19 protein-coding genes are annotated in these 20,495 nt (G+C 41.5%); 17 read left to right on the top strand and 2 right to left on the bottom strand.

Annotation, left to right across the window (positions count from 1 at the left end; translation table 11 throughout):
* Positions 1–129: 129 nt before the first annotated feature.
* Positions 130–1,023, bottom strand: a complete 894-nt coding sequence (locus tag ACTVAI_RS10125; protein WP_443472721.1) for a LysR family transcriptional regulator — start codon at positions 1,021–1,023, stop codon at positions 130–132.
* A 441-nt stretch (positions 1,024–1,464) separates the two neighbouring features.
* On the opposite strand from ACTVAI_RS10125, the gene ACTVAI_RS10130 reads away from it, so the two are divergent.
* The 15 genes from ACTVAI_RS10130 to ACTVAI_RS10200 all read left to right on the top strand — a co-directional run bounded on the left by ACTVAI_RS10130 (position 1,465) and on the right by ACTVAI_RS10200 (position 16,536).
* A complete protein-coding gene (locus ACTVAI_RS10130; protein WP_443472720.1) occupies positions 1,465–1,857 on the top strand; it encodes a CidA/LrgA family protein in 393 nt (130 codons plus the stop codon).
* Positions 1,850–2,557 carry an LrgB family protein gene (locus tag ACTVAI_RS10135; RefSeq protein WP_443472719.1) on the top strand — a complete coding sequence of 236 codons (708 nt, stop codon included), beginning with the start codon at positions 1,850–1,852 and terminating at the stop codon, positions 2,555–2,557. Before ACTVAI_RS10130 ends, ACTVAI_RS10135 begins: the two co-directional genes overlap by 8 nt.
* Positions 2,558–2,593: 36 nt before the next feature.
* Positions 2,594–3,706, top strand: coding sequence for a lactate oxidase (locus tag ACTVAI_RS10140; RefSeq protein WP_443486575.1), 1,113 nt, complete (start codon positions 2,594–2,596; stop codon positions 3,704–3,706).
* Positions 3,707–4,119: 413 nt separating this feature from the next.
* A complete protein-coding gene (gene fadE / locus ACTVAI_RS10145) occupies positions 4,120–5,325 on the top strand; it encodes an acyl-CoA dehydrogenase FadE (RefSeq protein WP_443472717.1) in 1,206 nt (401 codons plus the stop codon).
* Between the two features lie 49 nt (positions 5,326–5,374).
* Entirely contained in the window at positions 5,375–6,229 is an 855-nt protein-coding gene (locus ACTVAI_RS10150) for a 3-hydroxybutyryl-CoA dehydrogenase (RefSeq protein ID WP_443486576.1), read from the top strand.
* Between the two features lie 11 nt (positions 6,230–6,240).
* On the top strand, positions 6,241–7,017 hold the full coding sequence (locus ACTVAI_RS10155) for an enoyl-CoA hydratase-related protein (protein ID WP_443472715.1): 777 nt from the start codon (positions 6,241–6,243) through the stop codon (positions 7,015–7,017).
* Positions 7,018–7,129: 112 nt separating this feature from the next.
* Positions 7,130–8,122 (top strand): acrylyl-CoA reductase family protein, encoded by a 993-nt coding sequence (locus tag ACTVAI_RS10160; protein ID WP_443486577.1) that lies wholly within the window; start codon positions 7,130–7,132, stop codon positions 8,120–8,122.
* Between the two features lie 21 nt (positions 8,123–8,143).
* On the top strand, positions 8,144–9,493 hold the full coding sequence (locus tag ACTVAI_RS10165; protein ID WP_443472713.1) for an acetyl-CoA hydrolase/transferase family protein: 1,350 nt from the start codon (positions 8,144–8,146) through the stop codon (positions 9,491–9,493).
* A gap of 17 nt (positions 9,494–9,510) precedes the next feature.
* Positions 9,511–10,689, top strand: coding sequence for an acetyl-CoA C-acetyltransferase (locus ACTVAI_RS10170; protein WP_443486578.1), 1,179 nt, complete (start codon positions 9,511–9,513; stop codon positions 10,687–10,689).
* 32 nt (positions 10,690–10,721) lie between these two features.
* Complete coding sequence (locus tag ACTVAI_RS10175) at positions 10,722–11,174, top strand: MaoC family dehydratase (protein ID WP_443486579.1); 453 nt, start codon at positions 10,722–10,724, stop codon at positions 11,172–11,174.
* A gap of 133 nt (positions 11,175–11,307) precedes the next feature.
* Positions 11,308–12,213 carry a LysR family transcriptional regulator gene (locus ACTVAI_RS10180; protein ID WP_443472710.1) on the top strand — a complete coding sequence of 302 codons (906 nt, stop codon included), beginning with the start codon at positions 11,308–11,310 and terminating at the stop codon, positions 12,211–12,213.
* A 164-nt stretch (positions 12,214–12,377) separates the two neighbouring features.
* A complete protein-coding gene (locus ACTVAI_RS10185) occupies positions 12,378–13,562 on the top strand; it encodes an acetyl-CoA C-acetyltransferase (RefSeq protein WP_443486580.1) in 1,185 nt (394 codons plus the stop codon).
* Positions 13,563–13,588: 26 nt separating this feature from the next.
* Complete coding sequence (locus tag ACTVAI_RS10190) at positions 13,589–14,731, top strand: acyl-CoA dehydrogenase family protein (RefSeq protein WP_443486581.1); 1,143 nt, start codon at positions 13,589–13,591, stop codon at positions 14,729–14,731.
* Between the two features lie 33 nt (positions 14,732–14,764).
* Positions 14,765–15,550 (top strand): enoyl-CoA hydratase-related protein, encoded by a 786-nt coding sequence (locus ACTVAI_RS10195; RefSeq protein ID WP_443486582.1) that lies wholly within the window; start codon positions 14,765–14,767, stop codon positions 15,548–15,550.
* A gap of 86 nt (positions 15,551–15,636) precedes the next feature.
* Entirely contained in the window at positions 15,637–16,536 is a 900-nt protein-coding gene (locus tag ACTVAI_RS10200; RefSeq protein WP_443472706.1) for an MBL fold metallo-hydrolase, read from the top strand.
* Between the two features lie 44 nt (positions 16,537–16,580).
* Here ACTVAI_RS10200 and ACTVAI_RS10205 read toward each other — a convergent pair whose 3' ends face one another.
* The gene (locus ACTVAI_RS10205) at positions 16,581–17,207 is read right to left on the bottom strand and encodes a hypothetical protein (protein WP_443486583.1); all 627 of its coding nucleotides are present in this window, start codon (positions 17,205–17,207) and stop codon (positions 16,581–16,583) included.
* A gap of 433 nt (positions 17,208–17,640) precedes the next feature.
* Here ACTVAI_RS10205 and trkA point away from each other — a divergent pair, with 433 nt between their 5' ends.
* On the top strand, positions 17,641–18,993 hold the full coding sequence (trkA, locus tag ACTVAI_RS10210; protein ID WP_443486584.1) for a Trk system potassium transporter TrkA: 1,353 nt from the start codon (positions 17,641–17,643) through the stop codon (positions 18,991–18,993).
* 12 nt (positions 18,994–19,005) lie between these two features.
* Complete coding sequence (locus ACTVAI_RS10215; protein WP_443486585.1) at positions 19,006–20,451, top strand: TrkH family potassium uptake protein; 1,446 nt, start codon at positions 19,006–19,008, stop codon at positions 20,449–20,451.
* Positions 20,452–20,495: the final 44 nt, after the last annotated feature.

Below are 20,495 nucleotides of genomic sequence, written 5' to 3' on the forward strand. Positions count from 1 at the left end.
GTCTACGGTCCCTTTGAGGCTTGCAAGCCCGGAGACTACAGGCTCCGGGCGGTCCCACGGCAGTACACAAGCAAACACGCAGGCCGAAGGGCATTTCCTTCACCAACACCAGATAACCAAGAACCCTTATTAAGCGACTTCTGCCAACTCTTTTGCCAATGAAATCATCATTTCGTTAAATTCGTTCTGGAACTTGTTTTGATGACTATCTTTATTGAGTATCAAACTAATATAAAAAAGTGGTGGATCAGAAAGGGGTATTTTAACTAAATCCTTGGAATCCTTGACCAGGATATCAATCATAAACGCAACCATATCGGTAGATGATGCAATCGAAAGGGCGGTCTGGATTTCTTTCGTATACAAGGTTTTAGGAGGATGGGTAAATTTTCCCTGGCTCCATTTGCTAAAGATACGCTCGTGCGTATAGCCTTTTTCCAGAGAAATAAAGACGGTATCTTTCAAATCCGCAGCCGACAACTTTTTCCTTTGGGCCAGGGGGTTATCGGGCGAAGCCCACAAAGATAATTCTTGCGTGGCAATGGGTATTTGAATCAAGTCCCCATCGTTGAAAAGGGGGACGTCGCTACCCGTAATAGCAATCGGCACTTCACCGGAGCGCACCATTTCATGCATGATATCAGAACTTTCTTCCTCGATAAATTTAACTGAAGAAGTAAATTTCCCCAGCCGAGGCAAAAGCCCAGACATGAAGTGTCCCCCAATCGTTGGCAAGAACCCGAAATAAACGATTTGATTTTTATAATCATGAATCTCTTCTTTTACCTCAGACAATGACTGGAGAATAACCTGCGCATGTTTGAGTAATATTTCTCCTGACTCCGTTAAGCGCAAGCGTTTATGAAATCTTTTCCTGTCAATCAACAGGGTATCCAGCTCTGCTTCAAGTCGTTTTAATGACATGGAAATGGACGGTTGGGAGACATAAAAATGCTCGGCAGTATCAGTAAAACTGAGACTCTCAGCTAAATGGTTAAAGTAAATAATATCTTGTAAATTCATGGGAGTTCACCTCGTGTTTTATAGTATCCTTGCTTTTGTCATTCTAACAAATGGGTAAATCGGCATTATAAAACAAAATTTCAGTTTCTTCTTCCGACTTTTTCAAAAACTCGGAAGAAGAAACTTTTTTCTGCTGCTCTCCTTCCGACTTCATTTAAAACTCGGAAGAAAAACAAAATCATTTTCCGATTCTCCCCCCTAAAATACCTCCAGCTTGTGAAATCGATTTCTTTTAATGGTTACGTTCCCTATTCAGCTATCTTCATCCAACTTGCTTACTTTGTGAAAGTGTTATCATAAATAATATGTATAAATAAACCGTTACATATAAATTATATTTATAATACCATAAAAATTCAATATTTATCTCTAATTCGAATCAAGTGCTATATTGAATGCATCAAACAACTTGTAATTAATAAGCCGAAAGGAGCAGCACATTTGAAAATTTATAAACAGTTATTCTGGATCTTCTTATTTTCGTACCTGGGCGAAATTGTATCCGCCACCATTTCTTCATTCATCGCTATTCCAGGTAGTGTAATCGGTATGGTTCTGTTATTCGTCGCCCTCCATACGAAAGTATTACGACTTGAGCAAGTCGATGAAATCGGAACGTGGCTCACTGACAATATGGGCATATTCTTTGTTCCAGCGGGGGTGGGCTTAATGGCTAACTTTGGCGTACTAGCTAACACTTGGTGGCAACTATTAATCATCATGGCAATCACAACCGTTTTGATGATGGCCTTCGTTGGCAAAATCGTTCAATTTGTCAAAGCCAAAGTTGAAAAGGGTTTCGTAGCGAAAGAAAGAGGTGAAACACATGCTTGATAAATTAATTTCCAGCCCCTTGCTGTGGATTACCTTAACTGTCGGACTGTATCTAATGGCAGCCAAATTAAACAAAAAATGGCCGAATCCTTTATTCACACCGCTGGTATTCGCAATCATCATGGTGATTCTGATCTTACTCGTCACGAACACGCCGCTTGAAACTTACAATACCGGGGGACAATTCCTTTCCCTGTTTGTAACGCCAGCAACGGTAGCTTTGGCGATCAAGCTTGAAAAAAACTTTGTTTACCTTAAACAATACTACTCAGCAATCTTGACGGGAATTTTCTCCGGCGTAGTCCTGCATACTATCATGATTTACCTATTTGGCTTCCTATTCCGTTTCGATAAAGAAATGGTCGCAACCCTGGTTCCAAAATCCATCACCACCGCCATTGCCGTTGGGGTTTCGGAATCACTCGGTGGAATCGTCTCGCTGACCGTCGCCGTCGTTGTCTTTACCGGCGTCATCGGAGCAGTAGTCGGACCAACCGTTTTCAAACTATTCAAAATTGACGATCCTGTAGCACAGGGCGTGGCGCTGGGAAGTTCCTCCCACGCCATGGGAACGACAAAAGCAATCGAAATGGGCGAGGTCCAAGGCGCAATGTCCGGACTTTCCATCGTCGTTACAGGTATTGTCGTCGTGATGCTGGCGCCACTGACGCAGCCCATCACACAACTATTCTTTGGTTAAAAATAATATAAAATAAAGAAGGGAAAGTGGAAATATATGGCAACAGTAGAAACAAATCACTATGGCGCACCAACTGAAATCAAAGCAATCGAGGTCATCAACGCTTACGAACTAGAGGATGCAGCACGCGAAATCGTACCTAAAGGCGGGTTCGATTATATCTCCGGAGCTTCGGGAGATGAATTTACCTTACGTCAAAACAATGAGGTTTGGAATAAAAAAGGAATCGTTCCCCGCGTATTGGCGGATGTGGAAAATCCCGATACAGCGACATCAATCTTTGGTCATGACATTAAAGTTCCGTTCATCATGGCTCCAATCGCAGCGCATGGTCTGGCCCACGAAACAAAAGAAGCCGGAACCGCAAAAGGTGTTTCCGAATTCGGCACAATCATGTCCATCAGTGCATACTCCGGTGCCTCCTTCCATGAAATAGAAGAGGGGTTGAAAGGCAGTCCGCGTTGGTTCCAAATTTACATGAGTAAAGACGACGAGTTGAACAAAAATATCCTGGATGAAGCTAAAGCAGATGGCGCAACTGCAATCATTTTAACTGCAGATGCAACCTTGAGCGGAAATCGCCATAGAGACGAACGCAATAAATTCGTTTACCCATTCGGTATGCCGATTGTTTCGCGTTACTTAACCGGTACAGGTAAAAATATGTCCCTGAACAATATCTACGCACAATCCAAGCAAAAAATTGCGCCAGCTGACGTGAAATTCATTTCTGAGTATTCGGGATTGCCAGTATTTGTGAAAGGCGTACAGTCTGCTGAAGATGCCTTGCTTGCAATTGGGGCTGGTGCAGCCGGTATCTGGGTATCCAATCACGGCGGTCGCCAATTGGATGGGGCACCAGGATCATTTGCAACATTGGAAGAAATTTCCAAAGCGGTAGCCGGTCGTGTTCCGATTGTATTCGACAGTGGTGTACGTCGTGGAGAGCATATCTTCAAGGCGCTAGCAAGCGGGGCAGACATTGTGGCATTGGGACGTCCTGTTCTTTATGGCTTGGCACTGGGTGGTTGGAAAGGTGTTCAATCCGTTCTCGAATATTTCGAACGAGACTTAAAACGTGTGATGCAGTTAGCCGGGACACAAACCATCGAAGATGTTAAAAAAGCACGTTTAGTAGATATAAAATAAATCAAACATTCAAAAAGAGAGACTCGGGAAACTCCCGAGTCTCTCTTTTTGTATAACCGGTTCTAATCATTAACCGCTGTGTTACTGATCGAGCTTCAAAAATACATCGTCTAAGTTTTACTTATACAATTTTTAAGCGCTCAAAACCATTTAAATAGCCGTTTTCAACAGATGGCAAGAGAAAATTAGATTAAAAAACAATGAATTTCATTAAAACGGCACTTATGAAAAACCCCTGAAAACACTTTAGTATCAACATTATAAGTTCAGCTTATACTCAGCGTAATTTTAAGTAAGTTGTTGAAAAGGCTTTCTGGTTCTAAACTGAAGTTACAGAAAAGGTTGAAAGCGATTTCCGAAAAAGGAAATATTTAAACCTAAAAAAATTAAAAACTTGGAAGGAATGAATCAGCATGACAACAAAAATTCAAACACTTAAGGAACTTTACCCAGAGGACTTATTAGGTTATTCACACGACTTAACAGAAGGAGAAATTGCTGTACTTAGTGAATTACGCGTTGCATTGGAAAAACACTTGAGACCTGTTGTAAATGAATATTACGAAAAAGGAACATTTCCTTTTGATGAATTCTACAAAGTTGTAAACGATGTTAACTTCATGAACGACGACCGTCTATTCGAAGGTCGCGAAAATCGCCTAAAAACAACTGAATTATTCAATATGTTCCTATACCTAGAATTGGCACGTTTTGACGCATCAGTTGCAACATTCTTCACCGTACACGGTGGTTTGTGCTTAAACACAATTTTGGTTGGTGGTTCAGAAGAACAAATCAATGAAATCGTTCCAAAACTACGTTCATTCGAATACCAAGGATGTTTTGGTCTGACAGAACCTGATCACGGATCTGATATCGCAGGTGGTTTGGCAACTTCAGCTAAACGCGATGGCGACAAATGGATCTTGAATGGTGAAAAACGTTGGATCGGTGGATCTGATACAGCAGATATTATTCCAATCTTTGCTCGTGACACAGAAGACAACAAGATCAAATGCTTTATCGTTCGTAAAGGTGCACAAGGATTGAATGTAGACGTTATCCAACAAAAAGGTTCGCTACGTATGATCCATAACGGACACATCACATTAGAAAACGTTGAAGTTTCTGAAGCAGATCGCCTACCAAACATCGAAGGCTTCAAATCTGTAAATGAGATCCTAACATTCACACGTGCAGACATCGCACATTTGGCAATGGGTGTTTCTGCGGGATCATTCATCGCTGCTCACAAATATGTGACACAACGTGAACAATTCGGTAAAAAATTGGCAAGCTTCCAACTTGTTCAAGAAAAATTGGTTCGTATGCAATCTAACTTCGTAGCTAACTTGGGATACTCCGTACAAATTTCTAAATTGCAAGAAGAAGGCGCACCATTGATGACCAACTCTGCATTGGCTAAAATGCACAACTCACTAAATATGCGTGAAAACGTAGCATTGGGACGTGAAATCTGTGGTGGAAATGGTATTACGCTTGAAGCAGACGTTATTCGTTTCTTCTTGGATGCTGAAGCGGTTTATACATACGAAGGTACACACGAAATCAACGCATTGATCGTAGGTCGTGCAATCACAGGAGTAGGGGCGTTCTAATACGCCTCTTTCCCCTTAATACATAATGAATACGAAAGTAGTGAAATAGATGGAAATTAAGAACGTAATGGTTATCGGTGCCGGTCAAATGGGCAATGGGATTGCACAAGTTTTTGCTCAAGCTGGATATGACGTTTACTTGAATGACATTAAAGATGAGTTCGTCAGTAAAGGGATGGCAAACATAGACAAAAACCTTGACCGTCTTGTTAAAAAAGAAAAGATGACTGAAAGTGAAAAGGCTGAAGTTTTAGGTCGTATCACTGCTTCCACAAGCTATGAAGAAGCAAAAAACTGCCAACTTGTCGTTGAAGCTGCAACTGAAAACCCAACAATTAAATTTGATATTTTCAAAAAACTTGATGAACTGACATCAGAAGATACAATCCTAGCATCAAACACGTCTTCTATCTCAATTACTTCAATCGGCGCTGCAACAAGCCGTCCTGAAAAAGTTGTCGGACTCCACTTCTTCAACCCAGTTCCAGTCATGAAGCTGATTGAAGTGAACATGGGCTTGCTGACATCAGAAGAAACACTTGAAGCAATGCGTACAGTAGGCGAAAAACTTAACAAAACAGTTGTTGTGGTTAAAGATTCGGCTGGTTTCGTAGTGAACCGTATTTTGATACCAATGATCAACGAAGCTATTTTTGTCCTAAGCGAAGGCATTTCTTCAGCAGAAGAAATTGATGAAGCAATGAAATTGGGTGCAAATCACCCAATGGGACCGATTGCCCTTGCTGACTACATCGGTTTGGATGTTGTGTTGGCAGTTATGAACACACTATACACTGAATTTAAAGACACAAAATACCGTCCAGCACCATTATTGGCAAAATATGTTCAAGCTGGACAATTAGGACGTAAGACAGGTAAAGGTTTCTACGACTACACGAAATAAGGAGAATAATGATGACATTTGAATCAATTATTTACGAAGTGAAAGACTCCCTTGCGTATATTACGTTAAACCGTCCTAAAGCACTGAATGCCCTGAATCAACAAGTGTTAACGGAGCTTGATAAAGCCATTGACATGATTCAAAACAACACGGCAGTAAAAGCTGTCATCGTTACAGGTTCAGGGGAAAAAGCATTTGCTGCTGGAGCAGACATTACCGAATTGCAAAAACTGGATAGTGTTGGTGCAGCCAAACAATCTGAATTCGGGAATGCAATTTTCTCTAAACTGAGTCAGCTCCCACAACCAGTGATTGCCGCAGTAAACGGTTTTGCACTAGGTGGGGGAATGGAATTGGCATTGGCTTGCGACATTCGTTTTGCTTCAACAAATGCGAAACTGGGTCTACCCGAAGTTGGGCTGGGTATTATGCCCGGTTACGGTGGAACACAACGCTTGGCACGCTTGATCGGACTTGGGAGAGCGAAACAACTTGTTTTCGCAGCCGAGACAATTAACGCTGAAGAAGCTTATCGCTTAGGGATTATCAACAAAGTGGTTGAACCAGAAACATTAATCGAAGAAGTTGAAAAATTTGTTTCAAAAATGTTAAGTAAATCAGCAGCCGGTGTCCAAATGGCTAAGAAGACGATGGACCGTGGCTATGATATTCCTTTAGAAAATGCGTTGGCTTATGAAGCCGCAAATTTTGGCACGCTATTCTCAAACGCCGATCAAGAAGAAGGCATGACCGCTTTCCTGGAGAAACGTGCCGCAGATTTTAAATAAAGAAATAGTGATTGAAACCTACAGACACCAATAAAAGTTAAAAGGCGTTGCATATCGCTGACGCAACGCCTTTGACTGTATCAATGAGAGCTATCAAGGAGGGATTACCACATTGGAACCATTTAAAAGTTATGTTGTTAGAGCAAACGAAAATAATGTTGTGACCCATCAGATCGAAGAAGTAACCGAATCATTTTTAGGTGAAGGAAATACATTGATTGCAGTAGAGTATTCTTCAATCAACTACAAAGATATGTTGGGAATGGAAACAAAGGGTGGCGTTATTCGCACCTACCCGATGATACCGGGAATTGACTTGGCAGGAACAATTATTTCATCAGAAGACCCGAGTTTCAAACCCGGCGACCGCGTCTTGGTTACAGGTTATAAACTTGGAACGGAACATACAGGTGGCTTTAGTGAAGTTGCCCGCGTACCAAGTGAATGGGTTGTGAAATTACCAGAGAATTTATCGACTAAAGAAGCGATGATGTACGGTACAGCAGGATTTACTGCAGCTCTTTCTATTGCCGCTTTGGAAAAAAACGGGATGCGCGTAGAAGAACAGCCTGAAATTTTGATAACTGGTGCAACCGGTGGTGTCGGAAGTGTTGCGGCACAGATTTTAAGAAAGCTCGGTTACAAAAATATCACAGCAACCATCCGTAAAGATTACCAAGCAGAAAAAGCAAAAGCATTCGGTGCCACCAAAATTTGGGATATTAACGAAGTAACATCGAATGGTCGTCCCTTAAACCGTCGCGAATTCAAATATGTAGTGGATGCAGTAGGTGGCGATTTAACAGCAGATATTTTATCTAAAGTTGACGAATACGGAAGTGTCGCAATCAGTGGGAACGCTGGCGGCATCAAACTTAATACAACCGTTTTACCGTTTATTTTACGAGGCGTTAATTTATTGGGCATTAATTCAGTAAGTACGGACATGAAAGAACGTCAATTTCTGTGGAATAAATTAGCGAATGAATGGAATGTTACAGAGGAATTGCACTATAACGAAATAGCACTTGATGAAGTGTCGGAAACCGCTACAAAAATCAAGGCAGGCGCACATCTTGGAAGAACCATCATCAAAATAAAATAATCGTGTTAGAAGGGTGATAATATGCAATTTGTAAATGAGTACAGGCAAAAGCTTGTCACTGCCGACCAGGCAGCTAAAGTTGTTAAATCGGGAGATTGGGTTGATTACGGCCAGTTTGTTTGCCAAACACAATTAGTAGACGAAGCATTAGCAAAACGTAAAGACGAGCTGCAAGATGTAAAAATTCGTGCAACGACAAGAACGACACCATTGGCAGTCGTGAATGCTGACCCACACCAAGAAGTATTTACCTACAATAATTTCCACTACAGTGGTTACGATCGTAAATTACAAGATCAAGGCTCTGCTTTCTTTATTCCGATTTTTTACCATGAAAAACCAGGCTACTACAAAAATTACCTGGATGTAGACGTAGCGATCCTGGCAGTAACACCAATGGATGAATATGGTTACTTCAACTTCAGTACTTCCGTGGCATCCAGCCGTGCGATTGTAGAAAAAGCAAAAATCGTTATTCTAGAAGTAAACCCAAACCTTCCACGTGTTATGGGTGGAAACAATGAAAACGTTCATATTTCTGAAATTGACTATATCGTAGAGGCGAACTGGGCAATTCCGCAAATACCGAATGCAAAACCAACGAAAGAAGATGAAATGATCGCAAACTTGATCATTCCAGAAATCAAGAACGGCTCTTGTATTCAATTGGGTATTGGTGGGATGCCAAACGCTGTAGGTTCGCTTATTGCTAAATCTGACTTGAAAGATTTAGGCGTGCATACAGAAATGTTTGTGGATGCTTTTGTGGATATGTACGAAGCAGGTTGTTTAACTGGGAACATGAAGCAATTGGATAAAGGGAAAATCGTTTATACCTTTGCAATGGGAACGAATAAAACATATGAATTCTTAAATAATAATCCGGCTGCTGCAGCTTATAGCGTGGACTACGTAAATGACCCAATGGTAATCAGACAACAAGAAAATATGGTTGGTATCAATAACTGTATGGAAATCGATTTATATGGACAAGTAAGTTCGGAGTCAATCGGCACACGTCAAATTTCCGGTACCGGTGGTCAAGGAGACTTTACAATTGGTTCTTACGAATCAAATGGTGGGAAATCCTACATTGCAATGACATCTTCTTATGTAGATAAGTCAGGAGTGCGTCACTCACGTATCAAAAACTTCCTAACACAAGGTTCAATCGTAACGGTACCACGTTCGCTTGTATCAAACATCGTAACGGAGTACGGCATCGTCAACCTAAAAGGAAAATCAACTTGGGAACGTGCCGAAGATATTATCTCCCTTGCTCATCCAGAATTTAGAGAAGATCTAATCAAAGAAGCGGAACAAATGGGAATTTGGAGACGTTCAAATAAACGCGCGTTTCAATTAAACTAAGAAAAGGAAGTAAAAAAATGACTGAAGTTGTTATAGTTGCAGCGAAACGTACGGCTATAGGAAGTTTCGGTGGCGTTTTTAAGAACGTCACTGCGGTTGAGTTAGGTACTGCTGCTGTTAAAGCAGCGATGGCATCCATCAATCTGGATCCTAAAGAAGTCAAAGAAGTAGTATTCGGTAATGTTTACAGTGCAGGGAATAAAGGGAATGTGGCCCGCCAAGTATTAATTAATGCCGGAATCCCCCAAGAAGCACACGCAACAAGCGTCAATATTCTCTGCGGTTCTGGGTTAAGGGCAGTAGTCAGTGGGGCGCAATCCGTATTGCTGGGTGATAGTGATGTCGTTGTCGTTGGCGGGGCAGAAAATATGTCCCGTGCGCCATACATTCTTCCCAACTATCGTTTCGGAGGCCGCATGGGTAATGGCGAAATTATCGACACCATGTTGCATGACGGTCTCCATGATGCGTTCCATGATTACCACATGGGCGTGACGGCAGAAAACATTGCTGAAAAATATGGGATTACACGTGAAGAACAAGACCAATTGGCACTTGAAAGTCAAAATCGCGCTGAAGCTGCAATCACATCCGGTCGCTTTAAAGACGAGATTGTTCCCATTTCAATCCCACAAAGAAAAGGGAATCCCATTGTCATTGACACAGATGAATTCCCTAAATTTGGTACAACTGCTGAGACTTTGGCAAAACTAAGACCAGCTTTCAAAAAAGACGGTACTGTCACAGCCGGTAACGCTTCAGGAATCAATGATGGCGCAGCAGCTTTAATCTTGATGACTCGTGAAAAAGCAGAAGCGCTGGGTTTGGAAGTGCTAGCTACGATTGCTTCTTATGGTATCGGTGGCGTAGACCCACGTATTATGGGAACAGGTCCGATTCCTTCCACTAAAAAAGCTTTGAAAAAAGCAAATATGACAGTTAGGGATTTAGAACTGATTGAAGCAAACGAAGCATTTGGAGCGCAAGCATTGAGTGTCATCAATGAATTAGGATTTGACCGTTCCATCACGAACGTGAACGGCGGGGCGATTGCACTTGGCCACCCAGTTGGTGCCAGTGGCGCAAGAATTCTGGTGACGTTGGTTCACGAAATGCAAAAACGTGACAGTAAAACAGGTCTGGCAACACTTTGTGTTGGTGGCGGCCAAGGCGTATCAGTGATCGTCAAACGCTAAAACAAGTTAAGAACACTGAGGTGTATACAAATATGAAAGATACAGATGTTTGGCTCGGTGAATGTGAGGTCGGGGACTATTATGTCTCCGACACTTATGAGGTTACGGAAGAAGAAATCATTACTTTTGCCAAACAGTATGATCCACAACATTTTCATCTGGATGCTGAGAAAGCAAAAGATTCTTTTTTCAAAGGTTTAGCTTCAAGTGGGTGGTTGACCGCCGGCATTATGATGAAACTGCAAGTCGAATCAAATCCTTTTGGGTTTGACCTTGTCGGCGTCGAAGTGAAGCTGGAGTGGCCAAGCCCAACCCGGCCGGGAGATATTCTCCAAATCAGAACGGAAATTTTAGATATTAAAATGTCCCGTTCCAAACCGGAGCAAGGCATTTTAACCGTCGAAACAATAACCAAAAACCAAGACGGAGAAATACGCATGGTCATGCAAAATAAAATACTGGGGTTCGTCCGACCTCAACAATAATAAATTATAGATAGAATAGCAATATTTTGTTAATCGCACATAATAAATTGTTCGGTCAAAAATAATGGCTTTATAAGCTGAACTTAGGTAAGATAGAACTAATAAACGAAAACTTAGAAAAGGCATGATAAGAATGGATATTCAACAACTGTATTACTTTATTAACATCGTTGAATGCGATTACAACTTATCGCTAGCAGCGAGGAAAATTCATATCAGCCAACCCGCGCTTAGTCAATTTATCTCAAATTTTGAATATGAAAAAGACGTACTACTTTTCAATCGGAAACAAGGACGCCTTCACAGTCTCACAAGAGCCGGCGAAATTATTTATCAATACGCCTTGCAGATTGTCAAACAGCATGAAGAGATGCAGGAAATCGTGCGTGTTGAAGGGTTGAAACAAAAAGGTACAATTCGTATCGGTCTGCCTTCCTTGATTTTGCGTGTCTATTTTTCCGACTATTTCCCAAGCCTGGTTCTTGATAACCCCAATGTTCATTTGGAAATTATCGAAAACGGGAGCAATGATTTGCGGAAAAAGTTGATAAATGGTGAAATTGACATTGCAATCTTAATAGAACCAACAAGTCTGGATACGAAAAATTATGAACAACATGTTATTCAAATTGACGAGATGGCTGCTTTTATGGATCCGAATAATGCGCTCGCTCAAAAAGGTAAACTCGAATGGTCTGATTTAAAAGGCTATCCAATTGCCACCTTTAATTCGACTTTTATGACGAATCAATTGGTGACACAAAAATTGGAGAATTATGGCATTCAGGACCAATTGCAGTTTACTTCTTCATCGTGGGACTACTTGATTGAAGCGACCCGTAATAAAGATATTGTCTCGGTGCTGCCACGTCCGGTAGAAAAATTCTTCCCTGGCGAAATTATTAAAGTGAAGCATTTTCGTGACTTTATCCCGTTTAATTTCCATTTATGCAGACCTTTTAAGGATAAGTATAGTTCTGTCGAAAACTTCGTCTTCAGTGATATCATCAATCATTTTTACCAACCGATTGATAACTAGCCAGGGTTATAATGCTGACTTATAGATGGGATAACATATTACAAAGCGATTTCAAAACCTTATCGTTTCATTCACGTTTCATGGTTTATATAATAGGAGTAATGTTCAGTCAGACGAATATAAAGATCTTTATCAATTGAAGTATATCAGGAGGAATTTTTTTTATGAAAGAAGTAGTAATTGTTTCAGCACTACGTTCACCAATGGGTAAATTTGGTGGCGCGTTTAAGAATGTCTCAGCCGTAGATTTAGGAGCTAAAGTTCTAAAAGAATCTTATGAGCGCATCGGCCTGGATCCAGCGAAATTTGATGAAATCATCATCGGAAATGTACTGAGTGCAGGCTTAGGGCAAAACGTGGCGCGTCAAGTATCCATGCATGCAGGCGTTCCGAAAGAAGTGCCTTCATTCACGATCAACCAAGTATGTGGATCAGGCGTTAAGACTGTCATGTTAGGTGTTCAATCCATCGTAGCGGGCGATAACGACATCGTTGCTGTTGGGGGAACTGAAAACATGAGCCAATCGCCATTCGTCATGAATGACTACCGTTGGGGTGGCCGTATGGGAAATGGTCAAGTTATCGACACTTTGGTTAATGATGGTCTATGGGATGCTTTTTATGATTACCATATGGGTATCACGGCAGAAAACATTGCTGAAAAATTTGATATTTCACGTGAAGACCAAGATGCATTTGCATTGGAAAGTCAACTGCGTGCAGAAGCTGCCATCAAAGCAGGTAAATTCGCTGACGAGATTGTTCCAATTGCCGTGCCACAACGTAAAGGTGAGCCAATCATGGTAACCCAAGACGAAGGCCCACGTTTTGGTGCAACTTTAGAAGGTTTACAAAAACTTCGTCCAGCCTTTAAGAAAGATGGCGGTACAGTCACAGCTGGTAACGCATCAACAATCAACGATGCAGCAGCAATCATGATCTTGATGTCTAAAGACAAAGCAGAAGAATTAGGAATCAAACCATTGGCTACAATTGCTTCATACGCAAGTGCGGGTGTAGATCCACAAATTATGGGAACAGGTCCAATCCCTGCTTCCAAAAAAGCGCTTGAAAAAGCCGGCTTAACTGTTGCTGATCTAGATTTGATTGAATCAAACGAAGCATTCGCATCAGAAGCAATCTGTGTGAACCAAGAACTAGGCTTGAATACGGATATCGTTAACGTAAATGGTGGAGCTATTTCTCTAGGTCACCCAATCGGAGCCAGTGGAACGCGTATTATCACGACGCTATTACACGAAATGATGAAACGTGATGCGAAGACTGGTCTTGCGACATTGTGTATCGGTGGCGGACAAGGTAACGCGTTGATTCTTAAACGTGACTAATTAAAATAAAAGGAAGGTGCAACTTGATGACTTCTTCGATGCCCTCAGACCATTCAAAATCCCAACCATTTATAGAAGCCGTGGAAGAGTATGCAAACCAGACACTGGCTCCCATTGCGCGTCATTATGATGAAACGGATGAATTTCCGCACGAAGAAATGCGTTATTTCTTCCAAAATGGTTATTTCTCATTGCTTACTTCAAATTCCGCTGAAGATTTATCAGCTTTTTTTGAAACCATCCGAATTGTATCCAAGAAATTTGCTGCCTTAGCAAGTATCTTGTTGACGCAGGGATTTTATGCTGTCACGCCCATCGCGCAATTCGGAACAGAGGGACAAAAAAAGAAGTACTTAACGGGTTTGGTTAACGGTGAACTTTACGGAGGATTTGGTCTGACGGAGGAGAATGAAAGAGGCGATTCCTTTTATATTCATACCACAGCTACAGAAACAGAAAACGGCTGGGTTATTGATGGCGTCAAGAAATACATATCCAACGCACCAATCGCAGATCTATTGTTTATCACTGCTAAATGTAAACAAAGTGACGGTACGGAGGAACTTGGTATTTTCTTGATTGATTCTAAAGCAAATGGGGTAAAGATTTCAGAACCAATGGCAAAAATGGGGATAAAATCTTTACCCGTAGCTTCCGTTACGCTCGAAAACGTAAGGGTTTCACGTGATTCATTACTCGGAGATACCCTAAACGGATCAGCTCAAGTGGAATTTACGATGAATCTGATGAAATTGTCAGTAGCTATGCAGGCAGTTGGTATTTCACAAGGAACCTTTGAAAAAGGATTGGATTATATGAGCCTGGTTCGTAAATTCGGCAATCGACTCATCGATAACCAATCCACCCAACAAAAAATGGCGGACATAAAAACGAGTATCTATTCATCGGAAGCATTTGTGAGGATGGTTATTAAGGAAGATACACAAAATTCAATCGAAGTTGCAATGGCAAAACTCCTGACCGCCAATGTTGCGGTTGAAGCGACCGAATCAATCATCCAGCTCACGGGTGGCTATGGCTACATGAAAGATAGTGAAATCGAAAGATATACCCGCGATGCGAAGGTGACGGCTATCTATGGTGGTTCATCTGATTCTCAAAGAAGGATGATCACAAAACCATGGCTTGAAGGACAAAAGGAGTATTAGTCGCCTTAATGGATGCAAGTAAGGAGAGAGCTCATGGAGAAGTTTAATACCCTCTTATTAAAAGTAGAAAAAGGGATTGGCTTATTGACGATTAATCGTCCCCAATCGCTTAATACCTTAAATACAGAAGTACTAACCGAATTAGCACGGGCTCTTGATAGCATCGCACGTAGCGAGGCGATTCGTGTTTTAATTATCACGGGAGCGGGGGATAAATCATTCGTAGCTGGAGCAGACATTAACGAAATGCTGGCGAAAAATACAATCGAAGCACACACGTTTTCGACATTGGGGAATACTGTTTTCTCTAAAATCGCTGATTTGCGTCAGCCTGTGATAGCAGCTATCAATGGTTTCGCGCTCGGTGGTGGTTTAGAATTGGCACTCGCTTGCGATATTCGCATTGCTTCTACCAATGCCCGTGTGGGACAGCCGGAAGTGAAAATCGGGGTAATTCCCGGATTTGGATCGACAAAACGTCTCAGTCGTATTGTCGGTTTATCCCGGGCGAAGGAATATATCTTTACCGGACGGACCATCAAAGCGGACGAAGCACTCCGTGTCGGGCTTTTCAACCGTGTCGTTGAACCGGAAAACTTGTTGGATGAGGCGCGTTTGATGGCATCTGATATTGTCCGTAACGCACCACTTGCTGTCGAAAATGCCAAACGTACGGTTAATACCAGTTATGAAATGCCCGTTAGCGACGCGTTGACGTTAGAAGAGAGTGTCTTTAGTTTCCTTTTCAGTACGCAGGACCAAAAAGAAGGCATGCAAGCTTTCATCGAAAAACGTGCTGCTTCATTTAAAAGACAATAATTTAAAGCCGTACGGTCCATCATTCATTTTTTGAATGTGGCTGTACGGCTTTTATCATATAATGATAGAAGAGAAGGAGTGAAAAAATGGCGGACACCTATACATTTCATGACATGGTTTTTACTTGGCTGGATGGGACGACAATGTTAAGTGACGGGGGAATTATATTTGGACCCGTTCCAAAGGCTGTTTGGAGTCGGTACTATCCTTCAGATGAACAAAATCGTATTCCAGCAAAAACGGATCCCATTTTAGTTCAGTATCACGGAAAAAATTACCTGATTGATGCAAGTCTGGGACCGGACAAGATGGACGAAAAAGCAAAACGGAATAACGGCATTCAAAGGATAGGAAATATAGCGTCGAGTCTGAGCACCCTTGATTTAACGCGTGAAGATATTGATGTAGTCATGATGACGCATATGCACAACGATCATGCAGGCGGCCTGACTTTCTTGGAAGAAGGGAAGCTCCATTCTACCTATCCGAATGCCATCATTTATGTGCAAGAAAAAGAATGGGATGACGTCAGGAACCCATCAGATCGGACACGTAACGCCTACTTAAAGGAAAACTGGGAACCGATTCAACATCAAGTCCAAACGTTTGGTGAAAGGTTGGAAGTGGCTCCGGGCATCACCATGATTCATACTGGTGGCCATAGCCGTGGTCATTCCCTGATTCGTTTTGAACAACAGGACAAAACACTCTTACATATGGCCGACCTTTTAATCACATCTGTCCAAACGAATCCGCTTTGGGTTGGTGGCGTCGACGATTACCCAATGGATTCCATTGCGGCGAAGAAAAAGTGGATGGAAGAAGCACTTGCTAATGAGTATGCCTTTATATTTTATCATGATCCATTTTACCGGGTTATCACCTATACCAAAGACGGCAAGGCGATTCAATCCGCCATGCCATGCTCGCAGGAATCGGTTATTCCGATGACCGGAAAACAGGATAAGACCCATAGGATTGTTTAATATCAAAAAATACCGGCTCAAATTTTGAGCCGGTACAGTTATTTCTACTCCCATACCCCTGTTATAGGGTTCATGTGTAAGGTAGTTTGTTCAGTTGCATCATATTGATAGATACCGATGAGATTGACATGAGTGCCATCAGGGGAGTCAGCATAAAAGTCATACTGGTAAACATTGTAGGATGGAGAGGAGACCATAAAGAAGTCATAGTCCGTTAACCCATAAGCAGCAATGATAGCTGCTAATCCGAGTGTCTCTTGATCTTCAACCGATTCTTCTTCAGAAATTTCAGGTTGAACGGATTCCACTTCCGCCACATCGCTTTGATCGGTCTGGTTAAATGTTACAGGTTCCTCCGATTCTGATTCCTCTTCGACAACTATTTCAGTTGAAACAACTTCTTCAACAACCTCGACACTTTCCTCAATAATTTCCGCAACACTTTCTTCTTCAGGTTCCGCTTCAATCACTGCTTCGACTTCCGATTCAGACTCTTCTATATATATATCTTCTTCAGGTAAATAAGATTCTTCGATTACAATAACTTCTTCAACTAAAGGGGGCTCGGTCAGGTATGCCATGGCGCTGATACGTTCCATTGAACCACCCGATAAAGTGCCCCCGGAAATAGAAATTCCAATAAGTGCAGTCAATAATAAGTATGTTTGCATAACTTTCCCTCCTATTGAGAAAACGAATGAACGAGATATTTGGCATCCTGATCTAAACCTACCTTTCATTAATGGAATCGCTTACAACTTTATTATAAGCTATTTTCTGAATTACGTCATCTCAGATCCCAAAATTGAACAGTCAGTCGTGTAATCTCATGAAACAACCCATTATGAGTAATTAAACCATTTAGTCGATGGATTTAGATCCAAATGGTTTAATAATGATTAATAAAACCATTTCAAGGAAAAAATTGCGGTCAAATGGTTTAATAATGGTTAATTAAACCATTTCAAGAAAAAATTAACACTCAAATGGTTTAATAACCAAATTCAAGAAATAAACAAACCATTTTTCTTATTAAAATAGATGAAAAACGTGCCATGGTTATGTCATAATACACATATTGTGTGATTGGAGAGGAAGATTGGCATGAAGATTATCATCGCAGGTGGCGGTAAAGTCGGTTCCGTCCTATGCGCGGAACTTGCGACTGACGAAAATGATATTATCATCATTGAAAAAAACGAAATGCGTCTTGAACAACTTATTAACCAAGTTGATATTTCCGGTATTGTCGGAAATGGGGCGAGCATCGATATTCAAAAAGAAGCAGGTGTTGAGAATAGCGATATTTTTATTGCAGTTACACCGCAAGATGAAGTAAACATTATGGCGTGTATCTTGGCCCAGAAATTAGGTGCTAAATATACCATTGCACGTGTTCGTAATCCAGAATATTCCAGACATTTTGATTCTTTCCGTGAAAGTCTCGGAGTGAATCTGATGATTAACCCGGAAATGGAATCAGCCCGAAGCATTGCCAGAATTATTAAATTTCCAAATATATTGAGCATCCAGTCGTTTGCTAAAGACCAGGTTGAATTGATTGAATTAGAGGTTCGAAATGACAGCCCTATGGCAAATATGTCCTTGAATGATTTTAGAACGCGATATGGTGATGTTCTAGTTTGTACCATTCGTCGTAAGGACGAGACGTTTATCCCATCCGGTCAAAATACAATTCGTATCGGTGATCATATATTTGTTTTGGGAAATAAAGCCACCATTCGTAAGTTCTATAAAAAGATTCGCCGTAAAACAAGAGACGTTCAGTCTGTTTTAATTATTGGGGGCGGACGTTTAACGTATTATCTGTTGGATGTGCTCAAAGACCACCATATGGCCATAAAAGTCATTGAACGAAATCGAGAAATCGCGGAAGACTTAAGCGCGAGCTATCCCGATGTGGAAATCATTCTCGGTGACGGTACGGATCAAGATGTCCTGAAACAAGAAGGCATTGAAAATTATAGTGCTTTTATCAGTTTGACCGGGGTAGATGAGGAGAATATTATTGCCTCCCTCTATGCCCTACAACAAAATGTTGATAAAGTCGTTACCAAGGTAAACCGGGAGATTTTGTTGAAAATTTTTGATTCATTAGGAATGGAGTCCATCATCACGCCCAAGCGCGTCATCGCCAACTCCATTCTGCGCTTTGTGCGTAGCTTAGGCAATACGTCGGTGTCGGATGTCGAGGCGTTGTATCGTCTCGCCAACAACGAGGTAGAAGCCATTCAGTTCAAAGTCAAAAGCGGTAGTAAGGCAGTTGGTATTCCTTTGGAAAAACTTGCGACCAAGGAAAACCTGTTGGTTGCCTATATTATCCGCAACCGTAAACTAATCATCCCGACAGGACAAGATAGCATTCAACCTTCGGATCAGGTCATTATCATCACCAAAGAAAAATATTTCGATGATATTGATGATATTTTAAAATAGGGGGATGCCAGTTTGAATAAACAAATTGTTCGTTATGTAGTTGGACGATTATTGCAAGTCGAAGCGCTTCTCTTGATTCTTCCATTGATTGTGAGCTTTATTTATAAAGAAGCATCCATTTATAAAATGAGCTTCTTCGCGGTTATTATTTTCTTGTTGGTTATGGGACAATTATTGGCGTTTAAAATGCCAACCAACACAAGGCTGACAGCCCGGGAAGGGTTTGTTATTGTCGCATTGTCCTGGATTCTGTTTTCTTTTTTTGGGGGACTGCCCTTTGTCATTAACGGGGATATTCCATCGTTGGTGGATGCCTTTTTTGAAACGAGCAGTGGTTTTACTACGACGGGTTCCAGTATTCTAACGGATGTGGAAGTACTTGCCTATTCCAGTTTGTTCTGGCGCAGCTTTACCCATCTAGTCGGTGGGATGGGGATTTTGGTTTTTGCCCTGGCCATCCTTCCAAAAATCGATTCTCAATCCGTCAATATCATGAAGGCAGAAACACCAGGTCCTACCTTCGGGAAGCTGGTTTCCAAATTATCTACATCTGCCCGGCTACTCTATATTATCTACCTAGCTATGACGGCGGTGGTCGTGCTACTCCTGTATATCGGGGGCATGAGCTTCTTTGATTCCTTGCTCCATGCATTTGGTGTGGCCGGTACAGGAGGATTTGGAATTCGAAATGGGAGTGTAGCGCCTTACGAAACACCTTACTTTGAATGGGTAATCGGCTTCGGGATGTTGGTCTTTGGGATAAATTTCAATCTTATTTATCTCTTTTTAATCGGGAAGTTCAAACAAGTATGGCAAAGTGAAGAATTGAAGTGGTATATCTGGATTGTCATTGGGGCAATCGGCTTAATTTCTCTCAATTTGTTAAGTACCTATGATTCTATCTTAAAACTCATTCGGGATGTATTCTTCACTGTTTCTTCCATTATTACAACTACCGGGTTTTCAACAGCTGATTTTGGTCAATGGCCTCTGTTTTCCCAGATGATTTTGTTGTTGTTGATGTTTGTGGGAGCCTGTGCGGGTTCCACTGCTGGTGGGTTGAAGGTGTCACGTGTCGTTGTTTACGCAAAAATATTTGTAGCGGAAATTAAACGAATGGCCAATCCGAGCCGCATAGTGACAGTCTTGTACGATAAAAAATCATTAAACAAAAATACGAAGCATAGTGTTGCAAATTACCTTGTCATTTATTTCCTCCTTTTTGCCGGGATACTTGTATTGATAACGTTGGATGCACCGGATTTCCTATCTGGATTTAGTGCGGTTGCCGCCACTTTCAATAATATTGGTCCTGCATTGGGAGTAGTGGGCCCCGCGCATAGTTTTGCGGAATTGAATGATTTATCTAAAATTATTCTTTCCTTCAGTATGTTGGCCGGCAGATTGGAGATATTTCCGATCTTAATCTTATTTGCTCCGCGAACATGGAAAAGATAGTGGAGAAAGACGCTCTCAGGAGTGTCTTTTTTCTTTTTTTGTGG

This window comes from Jeotgalibaca sp. A127, from assembly GCF_052266745.1.
Taxonomy (GTDB): domain Bacteria; phylum Bacillota; class Bacilli; order Lactobacillales; family Aerococcaceae; genus Jeotgalibaca.

Coding starts and splice junctions, on each gene's coding strand:
- ACTVAI_RS10135 (WP_443472719.1), top strand. CDS start 1,850: ATGCTTGATAAATTAATTTCCAGCCCCTTGCTGTGGATTACCTTAACT.
- ACTVAI_RS10195 (WP_443486582.1), top strand. CDS start 14,765: ATGGAGAAGTTTAATACCCTCTTATTAAAAGTAGAAAAAGGGATTGGC.
- ACTVAI_RS10150 (WP_443486576.1), top strand. CDS start 5,375: ATGGAAATTAAGAACGTAATGGTTATCGGTGCCGGTCAAATGGGCAAT.
- fadE (WP_443472717.1), top strand. CDS start 4,120: ATGACAACAAAAATTCAAACACTTAAGGAACTTTACCCAGAGGACTTA.
- ACTVAI_RS10190 (WP_443486581.1), top strand. CDS start 13,589: ATGACTTCTTCGATGCCCTCAGACCATTCAAAATCCCAACCATTTATA.
- ACTVAI_RS10185 (WP_443486580.1), top strand. CDS start 12,378: ATGAAAGAAGTAGTAATTGTTTCAGCACTACGTTCACCAATGGGTAAA.
- trkA (WP_443486584.1), top strand. CDS start 17,641: ATGAAGATTATCATCGCAGGTGGCGGTAAAGTCGGTTCCGTCCTATGC.
- ACTVAI_RS10165 (WP_443472713.1), top strand. CDS start 8,144: ATGCAATTTGTAAATGAGTACAGGCAAAAGCTTGTCACTGCCGACCAG.
- ACTVAI_RS10205 (WP_443486583.1), bottom strand. CDS start 17,207: ATGCAAACATACTTATTATTGACTGCACTTATTGGAATTTCTATTTCC.
- ACTVAI_RS10140 (WP_443486575.1), top strand. CDS start 2,594: ATGGCAACAGTAGAAACAAATCACTATGGCGCACCAACTGAAATCAAA.
- ACTVAI_RS10125 (WP_443472721.1), bottom strand. CDS start 1,023: ATGAATTTACAAGATATTATTTACTTTAACCATTTAGCTGAGAGTCTC.
- ACTVAI_RS10155 (WP_443472715.1), top strand. CDS start 6,241: ATGACATTTGAATCAATTATTTACGAAGTGAAAGACTCCCTTGCGTAT.
- ACTVAI_RS10180 (WP_443472710.1), top strand. CDS start 11,308: ATGGATATTCAACAACTGTATTACTTTATTAACATCGTTGAATGCGAT.
- ACTVAI_RS10200 (WP_443472706.1), top strand. CDS start 15,637: ATGGCGGACACCTATACATTTCATGACATGGTTTTTACTTGGCTGGAT.
- ACTVAI_RS10170 (WP_443486578.1), top strand. CDS start 9,511: ATGACTGAAGTTGTTATAGTTGCAGCGAAACGTACGGCTATAGGAAGT.
- ACTVAI_RS10175 (WP_443486579.1), top strand. CDS start 10,722: ATGAAAGATACAGATGTTTGGCTCGGTGAATGTGAGGTCGGGGACTAT.